We start from the raw sequence: 14635 nt of genomic DNA, 5'->3' as shown, positions 1-14635 counted from the left end.
ATTGCGTTTTCATTGTTTTTCCGAAAAAAGGCAGCAAGTGCCTTTTCAAGAAATACTTTACCTGGCTCCAGCTGCCGATCGCAAAGATATCGAAGCTATTTTAACTCTTTTCTGATTCGATTCAGCAGCACATCGCACCCAGCTTCCATCAATTCGTATACCTGATCAAAGTTGCCGGTATAATACGGATCAGGGACTTCCTTCAACTCATGCCCGGGCAACAGATTCATGAACTTTATCAGGCTGTTCTCCTTGGCTCCGGGAAGCTTCCTAACATTCGACCAATTACTGTCATCCATGACGACAATATAATCGAAACGTTCAAAATCCGGACCTGCGAGCTGACGCGCCCGAATCCCCTCGTAGCTGATCTCATGGCGATCCAGCAAATCACGTGTTCCCTCATGGGGGATGTGACCGACATGCCAATCGCCGGTGCCCGCCGAATCGACTTGTATCTCGTTTTCCAGACCTGCTTCCTTCACCTTGTGTCTCATAATGGCTTCCGCCATAGGCGAACGGCAAATGTTTCCCAAACAAACGAATAATACGTTTACCATGTTATAGCCTCCTTCTTCCATTATGCTGTCTTCCGGCTGTGTTCGCCCTTATGTTGGTTCTGTACGGAGAGACCGGTCGAAGAAGACATCTGCAGCGTGCGGCGCGGCAGCTTCCATTTATAATAGACAGAAAGCATGCGAAGCAAAACGATGACCGCAAACAGCAAAACAGCCTGCCATGTCGTATGAATCCAGTTCAGTCCGATGACAACGCCGGCAATCATCGCCCAAACTGCATAAATTTCATCACGCAGTACAAGCGGCTTGCGTCCGGCCAGAAGATCACGGATGATGCCGCCGCCGACTCCTGTCATGACTGCGGCCACGGCCACAGCCGACAACGGGTGATGCATATTGGCAGCGTACAGCGCTCCCTGGATGGCAAAAGCGGATAATCCGATTGCATCAAACCAGGCCTCGGTTCGTTTCCAGTGCTTGATCCAGCCCAAAGGAAGCAGAAATGCAATGATCACTGACAATATCGCCAGTTTAATCAGCAGCCCCTGGCTCCACAGCGTGGTAACCGGCACCCCGATCAGAACGTTGCGGATGACGCCGCCGCCAAAAGCCGTGACCAGACCCAGCACCAGTATGCCCAGGATGTCGTAATCTTCTTCCATGGCAACAAATGCGCCGGACATCGCAAAAGCGATCGTGCCAATGATGCTGAAAATTTCAAAAGCATGCATGTCCAATTTCTCTCTAACCTCTCCCCTATCCTATGTCTTCCCTATTGTAGTCGCGGCTGCCTAAATTGTGCAACTATGTTTTCTCATTTATACTGAAGAAACAAACGATATGAAACGAGATCGCAATGAATGGTTTTAGGGGGAACAAACATGAGCAAACAACGCGTAGTTATTTTTTCAGGAGGAGAGCTTCATCCTCAATATATACAAGAATTACAGCCGGGAGATTTTATCATCGGCGCGGATAAAGGAGCTCTTTTCCTCATCCGTCACGGGATCAAACCCGATCTTGCCGTTGGCGACTTCGACTCCATATCCTCGCAGGAGCTGGAGCATGTCCGGTCAAAAGCCGGGAAAATCGTAGAATGTGACCCGATCGATAAAAATTTAACCGATACCGAGCTCGCCTTTGAAATGGCCATCCGGGAACAGCCCGAATTCATCCTGCTCATTGGCGGGACGGGAACGCGCATGGATCATACCCTTGCCAACGTCCAAATGCTGAACCGCGGGCTCCAGCATCATATCTCTTGTGCCATGATGGATCGCAACAATTACATAACCATGACCGGCTCCCGTCTCGATGTGCAGGATCGCGGTTATAAATATGTATCCCTGCTTCCTATGACGCCTGAGGTTACGGGCATCACGCTCGAAGGATTTCAATATCCGCTCACGAACGCCACCCTCAAAATCGGAGAGTCTCTCGGCATCAGCAACGTGCTGCTGAGCTCAACCGGTCTGGTCAGCGTCGAGGGCGGTCTTTTGCTGGTGATTCAAAGCAACGACTAACCGATCAGAACCGCCTTATAACGATATGATACTTTAGAGCCTAGGATCTTGAGCTACCATCTATGAGAAAAGTTCATCGACGGACTTCAACTCAAAACAACTCTAAAAATCCGCTTTTCGATTTTGTTTTTCTTGCGCCTAGCATCGAATTTGTTACTATCTGAAATCTTCAATAAATCAAGAAAAACCCTTGATAAATCAAGGGTTTTTCTTATTTTTACGTTTAGCAGGCAAGCAATATCTTAATTTTTTGTAACTTTTAATCGTTTTTTAATAAAAGGGAATATCCCCTAGAACTGCAAGGGTTTGAGGTATGCTATCCATAATTTAGGCTGTTACAAAACTGTTATACTCGGAAACGAGCCTGAAAGAAAACGAAATTTGGAGGTCATACAACATGAAGCAAAAACATCTAATCCAAAAATTAGTAGCCGTAGGGTTATGTGCATCGATCGGTTTTACAGCCATGATGGCAACCGGAGCCGAAGTGACGGAAGCATCTTCTTCCAAATCGGTATCCTCATCGTCCCAAGCTTCCACAAAGGGACAATCCATTGTGAATTACGGTAAAAAGTTTATGGGTACTCCCTATAAATTTGGCGCATCTACCAGCACAACCAAAGTCTTTGACTGCTCTTCATTCACGAAATACATCTTTGGCAAATACGGTGTAACTCTTCCCCGCACGTCCGTAGCCCAGTCGAAAGCAGGCGTTGCGGTTTCCAAAGCCAATCTGAAGCCTGGCGATCTCGTATTTTTCTCCAGCGGCAGCAGAGCTAACGGCAAAAACGTAACCCATGTCGCTGTGTATGCAGGCAACGGTAAAATTTTGCACACCTACGGTTCTCCTGGGGTAACGATTTCCGATCTGAACTCCGGCAACTGGAAAAGAACATACCTGAAAGCACGTCGCGTACTTTAGTACGAGAGAAGGCGGTAAGTTAAAAACTTACTCGCCTTCTTTTATTATATAACCCACACCGCGTACCGATTGAATCAATTTTTTGCTGAAACCTTTATCCATTTTGGTGCGCAAATGCCGGATGTAGACATCCACCACGTTCGTTCCCATATGAAAATCATAATCCCACACCTTTTTTAAAATTTCTTCACGCGTACATACCCGATTAACATGTCTCGCCAAATATAGCAGCAGATCGAATTCCTTGACGGTCAATGACAGTTCAGTATCGCCTCTTCTGACCTTTCGGCTGCCTGGATCAATAATCAAATCGTCAATCACAACCTGCTGGCTGCTTCGCTCATTTTCTATGCGAAAAATACCCAGCAGATTCCGGATCCTTGCCAGCAGCTCCTCCTTCCCCACTGCTATGGGGACGACATCATTTGCGCCTGCTCCCAAACCCTCAACGACGGCTGATGGACTGGCCTCATCCACGAACAAAATAATGGGAAACGGCCGGTTCCCCTGTTCCCTTAAAAATGCCTTCATCATTTTATGTAATGAATTCGTTGAATGACATGGCCGCTCAAGCAGCAGCATATCCAATTCATCCCGGCTGATGGCGCGCAGCGCTTCATGCTCGGTTGATACAACCTTGATTGCGTATCCTTCATCGTGAAGAGCCTTCAATAATTGGACCTCCATCAAGAAATCCCCTATGACGAGAAGCCTTTCATGCATTGCATCACCTGATTTCTTTCAAACATCCTTTTGCCTACCCTTTTACATAGCGTTGCCGTTCAAGTAAAAAACCATTCCTTCAATAAGGAATGGTTGTGGAATGCATAATGGGTTGAATATGAAATACTTATCCCATATAACGGTGATATAAGGATCTTGCCTGAGCAATGTCTTTGGTTCCATGAACCAACGCTCTGCCATCCGCGAAAATGACTAGGCGCTGCTCGCCTGTGGTGAAGGATACCAAAAACGGATTGCTCTCCACCTTGCCTTCTCCCAGCCTAGCCAGTCTGTCGGCCGTTTCCTGCAGGCTGATGGACTGCTTTTTGCCTGGACGGATTTGAACGGTATCCCTACCGCACAATACATCGGCTTTTTCAAGATGGGAAGCGGAAAGATAAGGGTATGTCCGATCGCTTCCGCAGGAGAGGCAGTCCTCCTTTCGGGCATGCTTCACTCCCATCGACATCGATTCATTCCTCCACAGATCAAAGGTTAACAGTTTATCACGAAGCGCTTCCGGATGTCCGCTGAGAAGCTTCATCGCCTCCGTCGTTTGATGCGCGGTGACCACCTGCACCGCTTGGGGGATAATTCCCGCCGTATCGCACGTATCTCCACCAAGCGGTACGGTTCCCAGCAGACAGTTCAGGCATGGCGTCTGACCCGGTATAATCGTATAGGTGATGCCGTAACTCCCGACACAACCGCCATAAATCCAGGGGATGTTATATTTTTGCGATGCGTCATTGATAAGCAACCGTGTATCAAAGTTATCCGTTCCATCCATGATCAGATCCACACCGTGAATCAACGACTCTAGCTCTTCCAGCTTGACGTCCATGACATGGCTGTCGATTTGAATCAAGGAGTTGATTGCTTCCAGCCTTTGCTTGGCAGCGATTGCTTTGGGCAGTCTCAAGCTTGCGTCCTCTTCGGAAAAAAGCTGCTGCCGCTGCAGATTGCTCCACTCGACATAATCGCGGTCGGCAATCGTCAGATGCCCCACACCGGCCCTTGCCAGCGTTTCGGCGATCGAGGTTCCGAGCGCGCCTGCTCCGATAATCAATACATGGCTTTCTCCCAGCTTACGCTGTCCTTCCACTCCAAACGGGATAAAACGTTCCTGTCTGGAATAACGGTCTTCTCCGGTGTTCATGCCTGCATCTCCTTCGATAAAAAGCCGCATTCCCATAACGAGAATACGGCAGTTCTAATGCTAAATCTTTTGCCAATTATGCCTTCTGTTGAGACCATTCTTCCACGTTCCAGGTCTTCGTAACCCAATCTTCATAGAAATCCGGCTCATGGGAGACGAGCAGGATGGTCCCTTTGTATTCCCGTAATGCACGCTTCAGCTCCGACTTGGCGATCACATCCAGGTGATTGGTCGGTTCGTCAAACAATATCCAGTTCGATTCGCGCATCATGAGCTTGCACAGCCGTACTTTAGCCTGCTCGCCACCGCTGAGCATGTTCAGCGGACGCGTGATATGCTCATTTTTCAATCCGCAGCGGGCGAGGTGCGCCCGGACCTCATGCTGGTTCAGTGAGGAAAATTCATTCCACACGTCATCGATTGGCGTCATATTCCCAGGACGGACCTCCTGCTCAAAATATGCCGGCTGCAAGTAATCACCGAGGTATGTTTTGCCGCTGATCGGAGGGATTTTGCCTATGATGGTCTTCAGCAAAGTCGATTTGCCGACCCCGTTGCAGCCCACGATGGCAATCTTATCCCCGCGTTCTATCGTCATGCTCATTTGAGGGAGCAAAGCATGGGTATACCCGATCTCAAAATCGGTACCTTCAAAAACGGTTTTCCCGCTTGCACGAGCTTCTTTGAATTGAAATACCGGCTTAGCCGCTTCCTCCGGCTTGTCGATGAGGTCAATGCGATTCAACTGTTTTTCACGGCTTTTCGCACGCCCGGATGTGGAAGCGCGAGCCTTGTTTCGCTGGATGAAGTCTTCCTGCTTTTTAATGTACTCCTGCTGCTTCTCGTAGGCATCGATATGCTGGCTCTTCGAAATGTCGGCCATCTCCAGAAACTTTTCGTAATTGGCCGAATATCTTGTCAGCTTGGCAAATTCCAGATGATAGATCACATCCACAACCTGATTCATGAATTCCGTATCATGCGAAATCAGAATAAAGGCGTACGGATAAGATTTCAAATATTGCGTCAGCCAATCGATATGCTCCACGTCCAAATAGTTCGTAGGTTCGTCCAACAGCAACGCGGTAGGCTTCTCCAGCAGCAGCTTGGCCAACAGCACCTTCGTCCGCTGGCCGCCGCTCAGTGCAGTTACATCGCGATCCAGTCCGATGGCGGATAAACCCAAACCGTTCGCCATTTCTTCGACCTTCACATCAATCATATAAAAATCACCGAGTTCAAGCTGCTCTTGAATCTCTCCCATTTGTTCAAGCAAAACTTCAAGCTCCTCGGGAGAGGCATCCGCCATTCTGTCAGTGATGATCATCATTTCCTTCTCCAGCTCCAAAAGCGGCAGGAAGGCGTCCTTTAAAACATCGCGTACCGTCTTGCCTGGGGTCAGCTTGGAATGCTGATCGAGATACCCGTAACGAACTTTGGGCGTCCATTCCACCTTGCCGTCATCCTTCAACTGTTTACCGGTCAGAATATTCATGAGCGTGGACTTGCCCACGCCGTTTGCCCCGACCAAACCGACGTGCTCTCCGGCTAAAAGGCGGAAAGATACGTTTCTGAACAAGGTACGGTCTCCGAAATTATGGGTTACATTTTCAACTGTCAACAAGCTCATATATGTGTTGTGGCTCCTGTCTATGATAAATACATGCTTCAGCTCTTCATGACCGTGAACGGGCATTCAAGAACTCATTTTATCATAAGAAACAGTTTACCGTAAAATAAGCTTGGAAGTCTGGGACAGGGTCATCTTTATGGAAGATCCTTATGGAAGCACCCGCGTTCAAAATAACCGTGTTTTGCGGCTTCCTTTGCAGATGAGAAGGTCTCTTCAATATTGAGGCCCTGCCGGCAGTCCCCTCGCTCAAAATAGCGGATGCCCGTAGCAGGATCTGTTCCCGCAAAAATGCTGTCATTGACTACTAAACGCCCCCCGCCCAACGCGTAGTTGTTGAGATAGCCTGATCCTACAGGCATGCCTTGGATGAACGCCATTATTCCTATATCTTGGATGGAGTTGTTCCATTCCTCGCCCGGGATGAGCGGTAACATGAAATCATAAGCAACCCCGTTCTTTGCTGCATATTCATTATGACGGTTAATCACGTTTGCCAAATCGGATTCGATCGTCTGCACGATGGTCGTCCTTTTCACCTGCTCGAACACATCGGAGTGGGCGATCAGCGGAACGTTCGAGTACGGCTGCATCTCCCACTGCAGACCATGCGTCCATTCTCCGGTTTCAGCATCATAGACATCTACCGTATTATCCAAGGTAAAACGTATGAGATTACCTCGTTCATCCGTATAGGCATACGGCTTCTTTGGGCTCCACACATGCCTGACCAGCGTCTCTCGATCGCTACCCGAGTACTCCTCATCAGCATAAATGTAATAGCCATCGTAATCCACGACCGCAATGGCGGGGATGTACAAATCAAGCAGCTTCTGCGCGGGCAGATCCTCTTCGATTCCGAGATTTATATACAAGCTTTTATAAAAGGCAGCCAGAGCCAGCTCTTTGTCGGCCCGGAAAAATTTCACGGATCCATAACCGGCTTCCCACTCCTGCTTCTCGTTCGTGTTCAGCACGCTGGCCCCGTCTTGAACGGCGGTACGGAGCGCTGTGACATACTTCCTCTCGAGTTCCTGCACCGTTTGCTGATCCCTGATTTGAAAACCACAGATTAGAAATACGGGAACGAATAGAATGATGAAGAGGATTGAAAAATCAGTAATCTTCATTAAGCACCATGCCTCCGTACCGGTATGCCATGGCTGGCGCAACGCCTGAATCAGATCCTGTAACAAAATCCATCATGATTGTGCCAGGCGTACGGTTTGGGTTGCGGATCGTGACTTTGAAAAAGTCCCCTGCATTCATTTTGTATTTACGGATATCACGATCTTTCGGTGTTTCGTTGTCAGGAAACAGAACCGACATGATATCTGCCGTATAGTAGCCCGCATATGAAACATCGAACTCATGCTGAAACGTGTTGGGATCGGACGCGTCCGTATAGACCGGGGTGTATTGTTTATGCAAATGCTCCATTTGTATTTCCATTTCGTTTCCGGATGCAGCCATTTCGTTCACAAAATCCTGATACATCACCGGCGATAAATAGCCCTTGTTTCTAACCGCGTCCACAAACTGAGTCACAGCATTGTTCACGATTATCCGCGATACATCATCCTGCTTGCGGTAAGCCTCCGCAGCAGGATAAATGAACAGCAAAGCGACTGCGAGCAGGACAGCTACGATTTTCGATACCGCGTTGCTCATAAATCCTCCTTCACTGCCGGAAGCCTTGCAAATCTGATTTCCGTTAATTGACCATTGCCATCGCGTATGTATGTTGCCGTATATCGGCTTTGAGCTTCAAAAACGGAATCCTTCATGAGCTCCTGAGCACTTTTCGGAGTGACTTGGATACCGTCCGCTTGGATGACGATCCCCTTCTCTTGCTGTTCTATCGCTATCAATATAGCTTGAGCACCGGTATAGGTATCCGGTTTGGACGTGTGAATCCCGGAATGAACGCTTTGGGTCTGTCCGCCTACTACGGAGGCGGCTTCATGCAATGTCATGTTTATCTGCCCGGTCAATGCAAGCGCGACAAAGCAGGCGCTCAGAAACAGAGCTGTCATTGCGCCAAGCGTTAACATCTGCTGTACATTTTCATTCATGTCAATGCCGTTGTCCCTTTCTTTGGTCTACTGTTCGAAGATCAGACCACGCACAACATTCGATTTATCCTTGATAACGCTAGCCTTGAATTTACCGCTGGGGTTAACGTATTCATTACTCGATTCCAGTATCGTGTTCCTTAAATCTCCGGTCCTTCTTTTCGTTTCGTCTACGGCTCCGAATCTGTCGTTTGTCAATTCATCGTTAGTGAACAGCGTGTTTCCATACCACTGCCCATCTCTATTTTTACCAGTCTTGACGAGGATGCCGAACTGATCCTTATCCCTGAATTTGCGCAGTGCGTTCGTCACTTGAGAACCGCTGATGCTCGTACCGTCATACACCGTGAATGCAGCTTGGGACAACTCCGTCTGAATATCCGAAAAATTGTTTTGTGCGGTTTTCGTAGCCTCTTGTGCGGAAATAAAAAGGATCACAACGATCGTAATCAGGGCGATTGTCAGGAAGATTCCGGCCGCCACCTTGAGTGCGCTGGAAGCGTTATTCATATCACATTACTCCTTATATTTTTTGGATTTGTTCGTAATAGACGTTCATTTGCATGAAGCTGATGGCAATGAGAGGAATGACCAGATACAGGAAAATCAGAGCGTACATCGGAGCAAAACCAAGCATCTTTCCAAGCGCCGCCTTGGTATCTATCATTTTCTCGTACTCCTGCTTCCGCTGCTCGAAGTAGAAGGACATCTCGTTCTCCAAATCATCGAAGGCCCGGGCAATGGGAATCTTTTCGACGCAGAGAAGCAGCTTGTCCACGATTCTTTGAAATTCAGTCAGAGGAATCTCTTCCTTCAATGCCGTCAGCGCCATCTCCGCACCGTGATCATAATGGAGAACGCATTTCTGAATCGGCGTTTTGAAAATAATCGCAAACCGGTTCATCCACTCCAAAATTTCCTCTACCGAGATTCTTTCCATTTCCCGCAGCATTGCGATGACCGTCTGAAACTGATAAACTTCATGCCGCATATCCATGTAACGAATTTTCCGCTGGAACAGAAGCAGCCAAAGCGGAAATTGATATCCTACCCAGCCCACCAGACATGCGCCCAGAACTTCCCACCATTTTAAATATTCGTTGTTATATGCCTTTATCTTTTGCAAAATCCGGTTGGTCGTTTCCGCTAATGTTTCCTGATTCTGGTTCGATGCTTCGTTTTTGCTGAGTCTCATGGCAACCTCGTCATAGCTTGCAGAGGGGGACATGCGCATTTCCTTCATCACCTCCAGGTCACGATGACTTGCGATTTGACCTGTCTTCTTTTGATCGACGGAGACTTGCCCGAAAAAGGCGGAAGCCGCTACAGGATCATATAAAATGTGCTTCTTCGCCGTCTCGTGCAGCACGAAGAACGTTGACAAAGTGACGGCAAAGGCTACCGCAAAAAACACGATTCTTCGGATGTAAAACCATTCGTACCGTAGATGAGTGCTGCTTTCCTTCAACAGCCTTATGATCTTGGCATACGCCGGCGTTGCCGGCCTGGGTGCCATCCAATCCGCTATCCATTTTAGGAAGCCGAAGGAAGAAAGAAGATGCTCCCAAGTTCTCTTGCTTCCCCTGGCTCGATAGGTTGTTTCCTGATCCTGCTGCAGTCTCTGCAGCAGGACAAACGAAATAATAATGACGAGATAAATCGATATTTTGGTGAGATATCCCCATTTGCTGGTATAAAATTGATCCATCGCCGGAAAGCTGCTTCGTGCCCACTTCTCGATCGGCTTTGTAAAAAACACCGGGACTAGCGCAATCACGTTCAGTCCCTTCAATAAATAATCCAGCTTGTCCCGACGCAATATCTCCAAGTGGATTTCCTTGGTCAACCCGCTGAGCCCCTGCAAGTAGATCGAGCCTTGTTCCTTGACTTTGTCTCCAAACTCCATGATTAAATAAGAAATGCCTGCGAAAGCTTTTAGAAAACGGTTGGGAGCTGTTTCGTAATAATTCTCAAGGGCTTGGGACGGATCTTTAGCGTTGAGCGCTTCATAGATTTTGCGCGTATGTGCTGCAGCCTCGTAACCCGCGGTATCCGCAGCTTCATACAGAGCTTCGTCGATCATTTCGTGCTGCTGGTAGCGATGGCGTACTTCAGAGAACAAATCGACCATTTGTACCAGCAGGCGTTTCTCCAAGCGATTCGCGTACATATCGATCAAGAGGCTGTTCAGAATGATCGCGGTAAGCAGAATGATAAGCAGAAAGCTGATGCTGGGATTGAGCAAGAAAAGAATGATAGCCGATAGTCCCAATAGTAGAATAATAGTCAGCGTAATCTTCGCCGTTTCGCGACGCAGCTTGATTTCATCATAAGCATGAACACCGGACAGCCTTTTTCTGATCTTACGCAAGTATGCTGATAGAAGCGGTGTCTTCGACAGGATGACGTAACATTTTTGCAGCCATAGGCTGCTTCGTTCACGAATGCTGAGGCGCTTGAAAGTCGGATTCCCGAGAAAATGCTGCTGTACCGCCTGCCTCTGCCGGCTCATGAGCCAAGCGAGGACGGCGTAAGCCGCTCCGAACAGGAATAAAGAGAGAACGAGAATAAGGAATAAGGCCGTTTTAATGTTCATGGGCGGATCTCCAATGATAATCCATAAATTCACGGAACCTTTGTGCATCCGCTTCCCCCATCTGTTCTTCCATTTCCTGGACGTTAAACGGGGATAGCGGCTCTACTGCAACATATTCTCCATGCCTGTATTCCACAATGTTTCGGGATACGAAAGCTCCTCTCATCGAATCCCTTCCATGATGTAACAGCTGTGCTGAACTTCTGTCACTCCTCTCGGAATAGCCTTTCCCGTCACTGCTGCTCTGCTGAAAAGCTAGGTTCGTTACCGGTACGCACTCGGTTATCCGTTCGATATACCGCTTGCCGTCTGCATCTCTTTTCATATGAATATCAAAGTTAATCACTTGAACGACTTGCTCTTCCGCAATATGCTCGTTTTGAAACACGCCGATTTTGAGCAGGGAGTTCCGGAGTGAATAGACCAGGTCACGAAACGTCTTGGCATGATGCGTAAATACCGTAAACAAGCTCGCCACTTGTGACATTTGGATCATCCATGCCGCAACCTCGTCACTCGCAACCTCACCCAGAATATTGACTGTACCGTCCGTCTTCTTTTGCAAATCTAATCCTTCCTGACCTGAAATGCGTTCCGTCTCGCGAAAAGACAGGATATTTCTACGGCTGTATATTTTGCGTAAATGAAGCTCGAAAGCCATCTCTTGCACCCGAAGAGTGTATGTAGGATTAATATGCTCGATCATAGCCATGAGCAGCGTCGTTTTCCCGGATCCCTGTGCGCCGGTAATGGACGTTATCCGGTTTCCTTTCATCAGAAACGTCAGAAGTTCAATCGGCAGCTCCGCTTGATCCCCTGTAATCAATTGTTGAAGGGAGGCATTGTTGATATCAAACTTGCGCACGAAAAATGCCCAAGATTCAGCAAACGGTGGTCTGACGACAACGACCCTGGAGCCATCCTTCATTTCGTTAACCTTATAACCGTTCGCTTCAGACAGCTGGCCGGGATGATTATACTTATAAATATTTTGGCAAACGCGCTTCAGCTCCAGTGCCGAGCCAAAAGAGAGAAAACCCATATGCACCGATTTGCCTTTGTAAAACAGCCATACGCTCTCTGTTACCGACAACGGTCTTTGTTCCTCATTTTCGTCAGCAAACATGAAGGGAGAAAACGGGCTACCGTATGTTTCTGTCATTCCATCATCGTTCAACCTGCCGCTCACGCCTCCGCTGATCCCGTCGATGCGCTGATCACGCAAATCGTCCACCACGGAAAAACCTTTATACTGCTGGTAAATCCGTTGTACGACGATCTCCAGCTTTTCTTCGAAATCAAGCTTGATATACTCGGCCATAAACATGCGTTCAATATCCTCGGCCGTGACCGCGTACACCGGCTGATCCCCATACCCTTCTACGATTCTCGGTTCATCCAATCCGTAGTGCTCTAATATTTGCGATAAAGCTTCCTGCCCATATTGTTTTTGGTATAAGTAAAATATAATTTCAAATTGATCCTGCGGCGTCAAATGCTCAATATCCTCAAAAGGAATCGCCTCATCGATATGTTCCTCCGTTAAGCCATAGCTCTTGACGAGCAGGTCAGCCATGAATTGCTTAACATACCGCTTCTCGTGAATATCTCCCGAGATGCACTCCTTTAATGCCTTCCGGAGCTCGCTTCTTTTATGAAGCCTCCGCTTATAATCTTCTTCATGGAGGCCCAAATCGGTCAACTGGCTGTGAGTCAGTTCATGCAGCGTTTGCTTGACGAATTCGGTCATGTGATCAATGGTGAACTGCCCTGCGGAGCCGCTTACTCTCGCGACAGGGGTGCGGTAATCCAGCCATTTCACATAAAACAGCAGAGCTGCAAACAGAACAATCACTGCCATCAGAAGAATGTTCATGACCATTCCGGAAATCATTCATGCCCCCCTTTCCACCAGCTTGAGTGCTGAAGTCATCTCCAGCTGCGTTAGAATGTCTTTGTTTAACAAGCGAACGCTTTCCAAAAAGGCTGCTGAAGGCTGACGATTGTTTAAGTTGCGGCTGCGCTGCAGGTAGGGCAACACGCTGCGCATGTTCCACGCATCCAGAAAATCGGTTGTATAGGGTATCCCGTGTATCGGACCTTTGTAGCCGAATCTTCGTTTTACATTGTTCAACGTACAGTGAGAGTACTTGTCATACCGGCCCAGAACAACGATATGCGGCTTATCCTTAATGCCATCCGGACATCCGCCGTCCTTGAAGAACAAATCCAAGGCTTCAATTGACTGATTCAAATTGACGATAATCATGTCGGCCGCTTCAAGCAGCGCCTGGTCTCCGCTTCCTTCCTTGGGTTTACCGCTGCCTGCATCGGCAAACACAAGATCATAGCACTGGTTGGCTACGGTGCATATGGAATTCAGCAGCTGTTTGCGGTAACCGGGCATCGTTCCATCCTGCTTCGCATTTCCCTGTACGATATCCACCCTTTCCGGCAGCAGCGGTAGCGTGTAGTCCTGTAAATTATCACGAGTTAGTCTCCGATTCAAGCACAAACGTTCCAGAGCATCCATGCCGTGATCCTGGAAGGTAACCAGGGAATGATCCAAGGAATAAGACGCCGTCTGAAAAGCCCCTTCCACCCTTTCTTTTGCCATCCCGCCATGAGCTAATAACAGCTTCAGGCGATAATCCATGCCCATCGTGACAGCTGCCACTGCCGTGTGGGCCGAAGTCCCGCTTCCACCTTGCAGCGGACTCCAAAATGCGACCGTACTCATGCCCTACTCCTTTCCGCGGCTCGCAGCACGCGATGAATTTGCTTTTGATCCCAACCCGTCAGCATCTGAACCATCTCGCATACCTTTCGTTTGTACCCCCGGGTTAACGGCTTCATTTGCACGGTCCGGGTATGCTCATTCCGAAGTTTTACAGACCAGTCGAGCTCGTTCCAAGGCATGATGAGCGGATCATCCATCCAACAAATCGGGAGATGGCTGAAAAATCCCTCCAGATAGAATAAATCGAACCATTCGTCAGCGGTCCGAACGATGACTTTATGCATTTCCGGCTCCATATCCTCGCTGAAATGACGATGAATCGCATCTTGAAGCCACAGCCCTCCGTTTTCCAGTGTCCAGATTTCGTAATCCGTCACCCATATTCTCGCGCTTGCTTCCCTCCATGTTGCGGACGAGCAAAAATCAGGAATCTCCAGGTCGTAGATAACGTAATCATATTTCTTGCTTCCATCCGAGCACTCGAGATAAGCGTTCAGGGCGGCTTCGTCATCAAACCCGCAGGCGACGTCAAAACCGGAAAACTCGGTAATCCACAACGGCTCGTCAAATCGGCCAATGAAACTCGGATATTTTCTTTTTTCTGTCGCATCAACGAAAAGCACGCTGTAATTTCCCGCTGCCAGCATTTTGCAGACATACATCAATAGCTCGCTTTTGTCGCATATTCCGGCAAAAATCCATGTGTTCAAACCGCTCGCTCTCCTTTCCATTCAGCATATATCTCGCAG

Annotated in this window: 15 protein-coding genes; 2 read left to right on the top strand and 13 right to left on the bottom strand. The window is 48.2% G+C overall.

Going from position 1 to position 14635, the window contains the following annotated elements:
* Nucleotides 1-95: 95 nt before the first annotated feature.
* Entirely contained in the window at nt 96-560 is a 465-nt protein-coding gene (locus tag PCH05_RS11805; RefSeq protein WP_127602590.1) for a low molecular weight protein-tyrosine-phosphatase, read from the bottom strand.
* 20 nt (nt 561-580) lie between these two features.
* Nucleotides 581-1249 (bottom strand): trimeric intracellular cation channel family protein, encoded by a 669-nt coding sequence (locus PCH05_RS11800; RefSeq protein WP_127602589.1) that lies wholly within the window; start codon nt 1247-1249, stop codon nt 581-583.
* 150 nt (nt 1250-1399) lie between these two features.
* Between PCH05_RS11800 and PCH05_RS11795 the strand changes: the two genes are divergently transcribed.
* On the top strand, nt 1400-2041 hold the full coding sequence (locus PCH05_RS11795; protein WP_127602588.1) for a thiamine diphosphokinase: 642 nt from the start codon (nt 1400-1402) through the stop codon (nt 2039-2041).
* Between the two features lie 397 nt (nt 2042-2438).
* Nucleotides 2439-2963 (top strand): C40 family peptidase, encoded by a 525-nt coding sequence (locus tag PCH05_RS11790; RefSeq protein WP_127602587.1) that lies wholly within the window; start codon nt 2439-2441, stop codon nt 2961-2963.
* Nucleotides 2964-2990: 27 nt separating this feature from the next.
* On the opposite strand, the gene PCH05_RS11785 is transcribed toward PCH05_RS11790, so the two are convergent.
* The 11 genes from PCH05_RS11785 to PCH05_RS11735 form a co-directional block, all read right to left on the bottom strand.
* Nucleotides 2991-3650 (bottom strand): response regulator transcription factor, encoded by a 660-nt coding sequence (locus tag PCH05_RS11785; RefSeq protein WP_164766631.1) that lies wholly within the window; start codon nt 3648-3650, stop codon nt 2991-2993.
* 163 nt (nt 3651-3813) lie between these two features.
* Nucleotides 3814-4845: a MoeB/ThiF family adenylyltransferase gene (locus PCH05_RS11780; protein ID WP_371860540.1), complete on the bottom strand. Its 1032-nt coding sequence runs from the start codon at nt 4843-4845 to the stop codon at nt 3814-3816.
* A gap of 76 nt (nt 4846-4921) precedes the next feature.
* Nucleotides 4922-6475, bottom strand: coding sequence for a ribosomal protection-like ABC-F family protein (gene abc-f, locus PCH05_RS11775; RefSeq protein WP_127602585.1), 1554 nt, complete (start codon nt 6473-6475; stop codon nt 4922-4924).
* A gap of 137 nt (nt 6476-6612) precedes the next feature.
* On the bottom strand, nt 6613-7605 hold the full coding sequence (locus PCH05_RS11770) for a hypothetical protein (RefSeq protein WP_127602584.1): 993 nt from the start codon (nt 7603-7605) through the stop codon (nt 6613-6615).
* Nucleotides 7592-8146, bottom strand: coding sequence for a hypothetical protein (locus PCH05_RS11765; protein WP_127602583.1), 555 nt, complete (start codon nt 8144-8146; stop codon nt 7592-7594). Before PCH05_RS11765 ends, PCH05_RS11770 begins: the two co-directional genes overlap by 14 nt.
* Nucleotides 8143-8550 (bottom strand): hypothetical protein, encoded by a 408-nt coding sequence (locus PCH05_RS11760; protein WP_127602582.1) that lies wholly within the window; start codon nt 8548-8550, stop codon nt 8143-8145. Before PCH05_RS11760 ends, PCH05_RS11765 begins: the two co-directional genes overlap by 4 nt.
* 27 nt (nt 8551-8577) lie before the next feature.
* Nucleotides 8578-9060: an ABC transporter permease gene (locus tag PCH05_RS11755; protein WP_127602581.1), complete on the bottom strand. Its 483-nt coding sequence runs from the start codon at nt 9058-9060 to the stop codon at nt 8578-8580.
* 13 nt (nt 9061-9073) lie between these two features.
* Nucleotides 9074-11146, bottom strand: a complete 2073-nt coding sequence (locus PCH05_RS11750) for a hypothetical protein (RefSeq protein ID WP_127602617.1) — start codon at nt 11144-11146, stop codon at nt 9074-9076.
* Nucleotides 11136-13040 (bottom strand): ATPase, T2SS/T4P/T4SS family, encoded by a 1905-nt coding sequence (locus PCH05_RS11745; protein ID WP_127602580.1) that lies wholly within the window; start codon nt 13038-13040, stop codon nt 11136-11138. Before PCH05_RS11745 ends, PCH05_RS11750 begins: the two co-directional genes overlap by 11 nt.
* Nucleotides 13041-13886 carry a hypothetical protein gene (locus tag PCH05_RS11740; RefSeq protein ID WP_127602579.1) on the bottom strand — a complete coding sequence of 282 codons (846 nt, stop codon included), beginning with the start codon at nt 13884-13886 and terminating at the stop codon, nt 13041-13043.
* Entirely contained in the window at nt 13883-14596 is a 714-nt protein-coding gene (locus tag PCH05_RS11735) for a hypothetical protein (RefSeq protein ID WP_127602578.1), read from the bottom strand. Before PCH05_RS11735 ends, PCH05_RS11740 begins: the two co-directional genes overlap by 4 nt.
* Between the last annotated feature and the right edge of the window lie 39 nt (nt 14597-14635).

It is taken from the genome of Paenibacillus chibensis (assembly GCF_004001045.1).
GTDB classification, from domain to species: Bacteria; Bacillota; Bacilli; order Paenibacillales; family Paenibacillaceae; genus Paenibacillus_AQ; species Paenibacillus_AQ chibensis.
The sequence above is the reverse complement of the archived record's forward strand: the minus strand, read 5'-3'. Positions and strand labels throughout refer to the sequence as shown.

Coding starts and splice junctions, on each gene's coding strand:
- PCH05_RS11745 (WP_127602580.1), bottom strand. CDS start 13,040: ATGATTTCCGGAATGGTCATGAACATTCTTCTGATGGCAGTGATTGTT.
- PCH05_RS11785 (WP_164766631.1), bottom strand. CDS start 3,650: ATGGAGGTCCAATTATTGAAGGCTCTTCACGATGAAGGATACGCAATC.
- PCH05_RS11800 (WP_127602589.1), bottom strand. CDS start 1,249: ATGCATGCTTTTGAAATTTTCAGCATCATTGGCACGATCGCTTTTGCG.
- PCH05_RS11740 (WP_127602579.1), bottom strand. CDS start 13,886: ATGAGTACGGTCGCATTTTGGAGTCCGCTGCAAGGTGGAAGCGGGACT.
- PCH05_RS11760 (WP_127602582.1), bottom strand. CDS start 8,550: ATGAATGAAAATGTACAGCAGATGTTAACGCTTGGCGCAATGACAGCT.
- PCH05_RS11755 (WP_127602581.1), bottom strand. CDS start 9,060: ATGAATAACGCTTCCAGCGCACTCAAGGTGGCGGCCGGAATCTTCCTG.
- PCH05_RS11795 (WP_127602588.1), top strand. CDS start 1,400: ATGAGCAAACAACGCGTAGTTATTTTTTCAGGAGGAGAGCTTCATCCT.
- PCH05_RS11750 (WP_127602617.1), bottom strand. CDS start 11,146: ATGAACATTAAAACGGCCTTATTCCTTATTCTCGTTCTCTCTTTATTC.
- PCH05_RS11780 (WP_371860540.1), bottom strand. CDS start 4,845: ATGAACACCGGAGAAGACCGTTATTCCAGACAGGAACGTTTTATCCCG.
- abc-f (WP_127602585.1), bottom strand. CDS start 6,475: ATGAGCTTGTTGACAGTTGAAAATGTAACCCATAATTTCGGAGACCGT.
- PCH05_RS11790 (WP_127602587.1), top strand. CDS start 2,439: ATGAAGCAAAAACATCTAATCCAAAAATTAGTAGCCGTAGGGTTATGT.
- PCH05_RS11805 (WP_127602590.1), bottom strand. CDS start 560: ATGGTAAACGTATTATTCGTTTGTTTGGGAAACATTTGCCGTTCGCCT.
- PCH05_RS11770 (WP_127602584.1), bottom strand. CDS start 7,605: ATGAAGATTACTGATTTTTCAATCCTCTTCATCATTCTATTCGTTCCC.
- PCH05_RS11765 (WP_127602583.1), bottom strand. CDS start 8,146: ATGAGCAACGCGGTATCGAAAATCGTAGCTGTCCTGCTCGCAGTCGCT.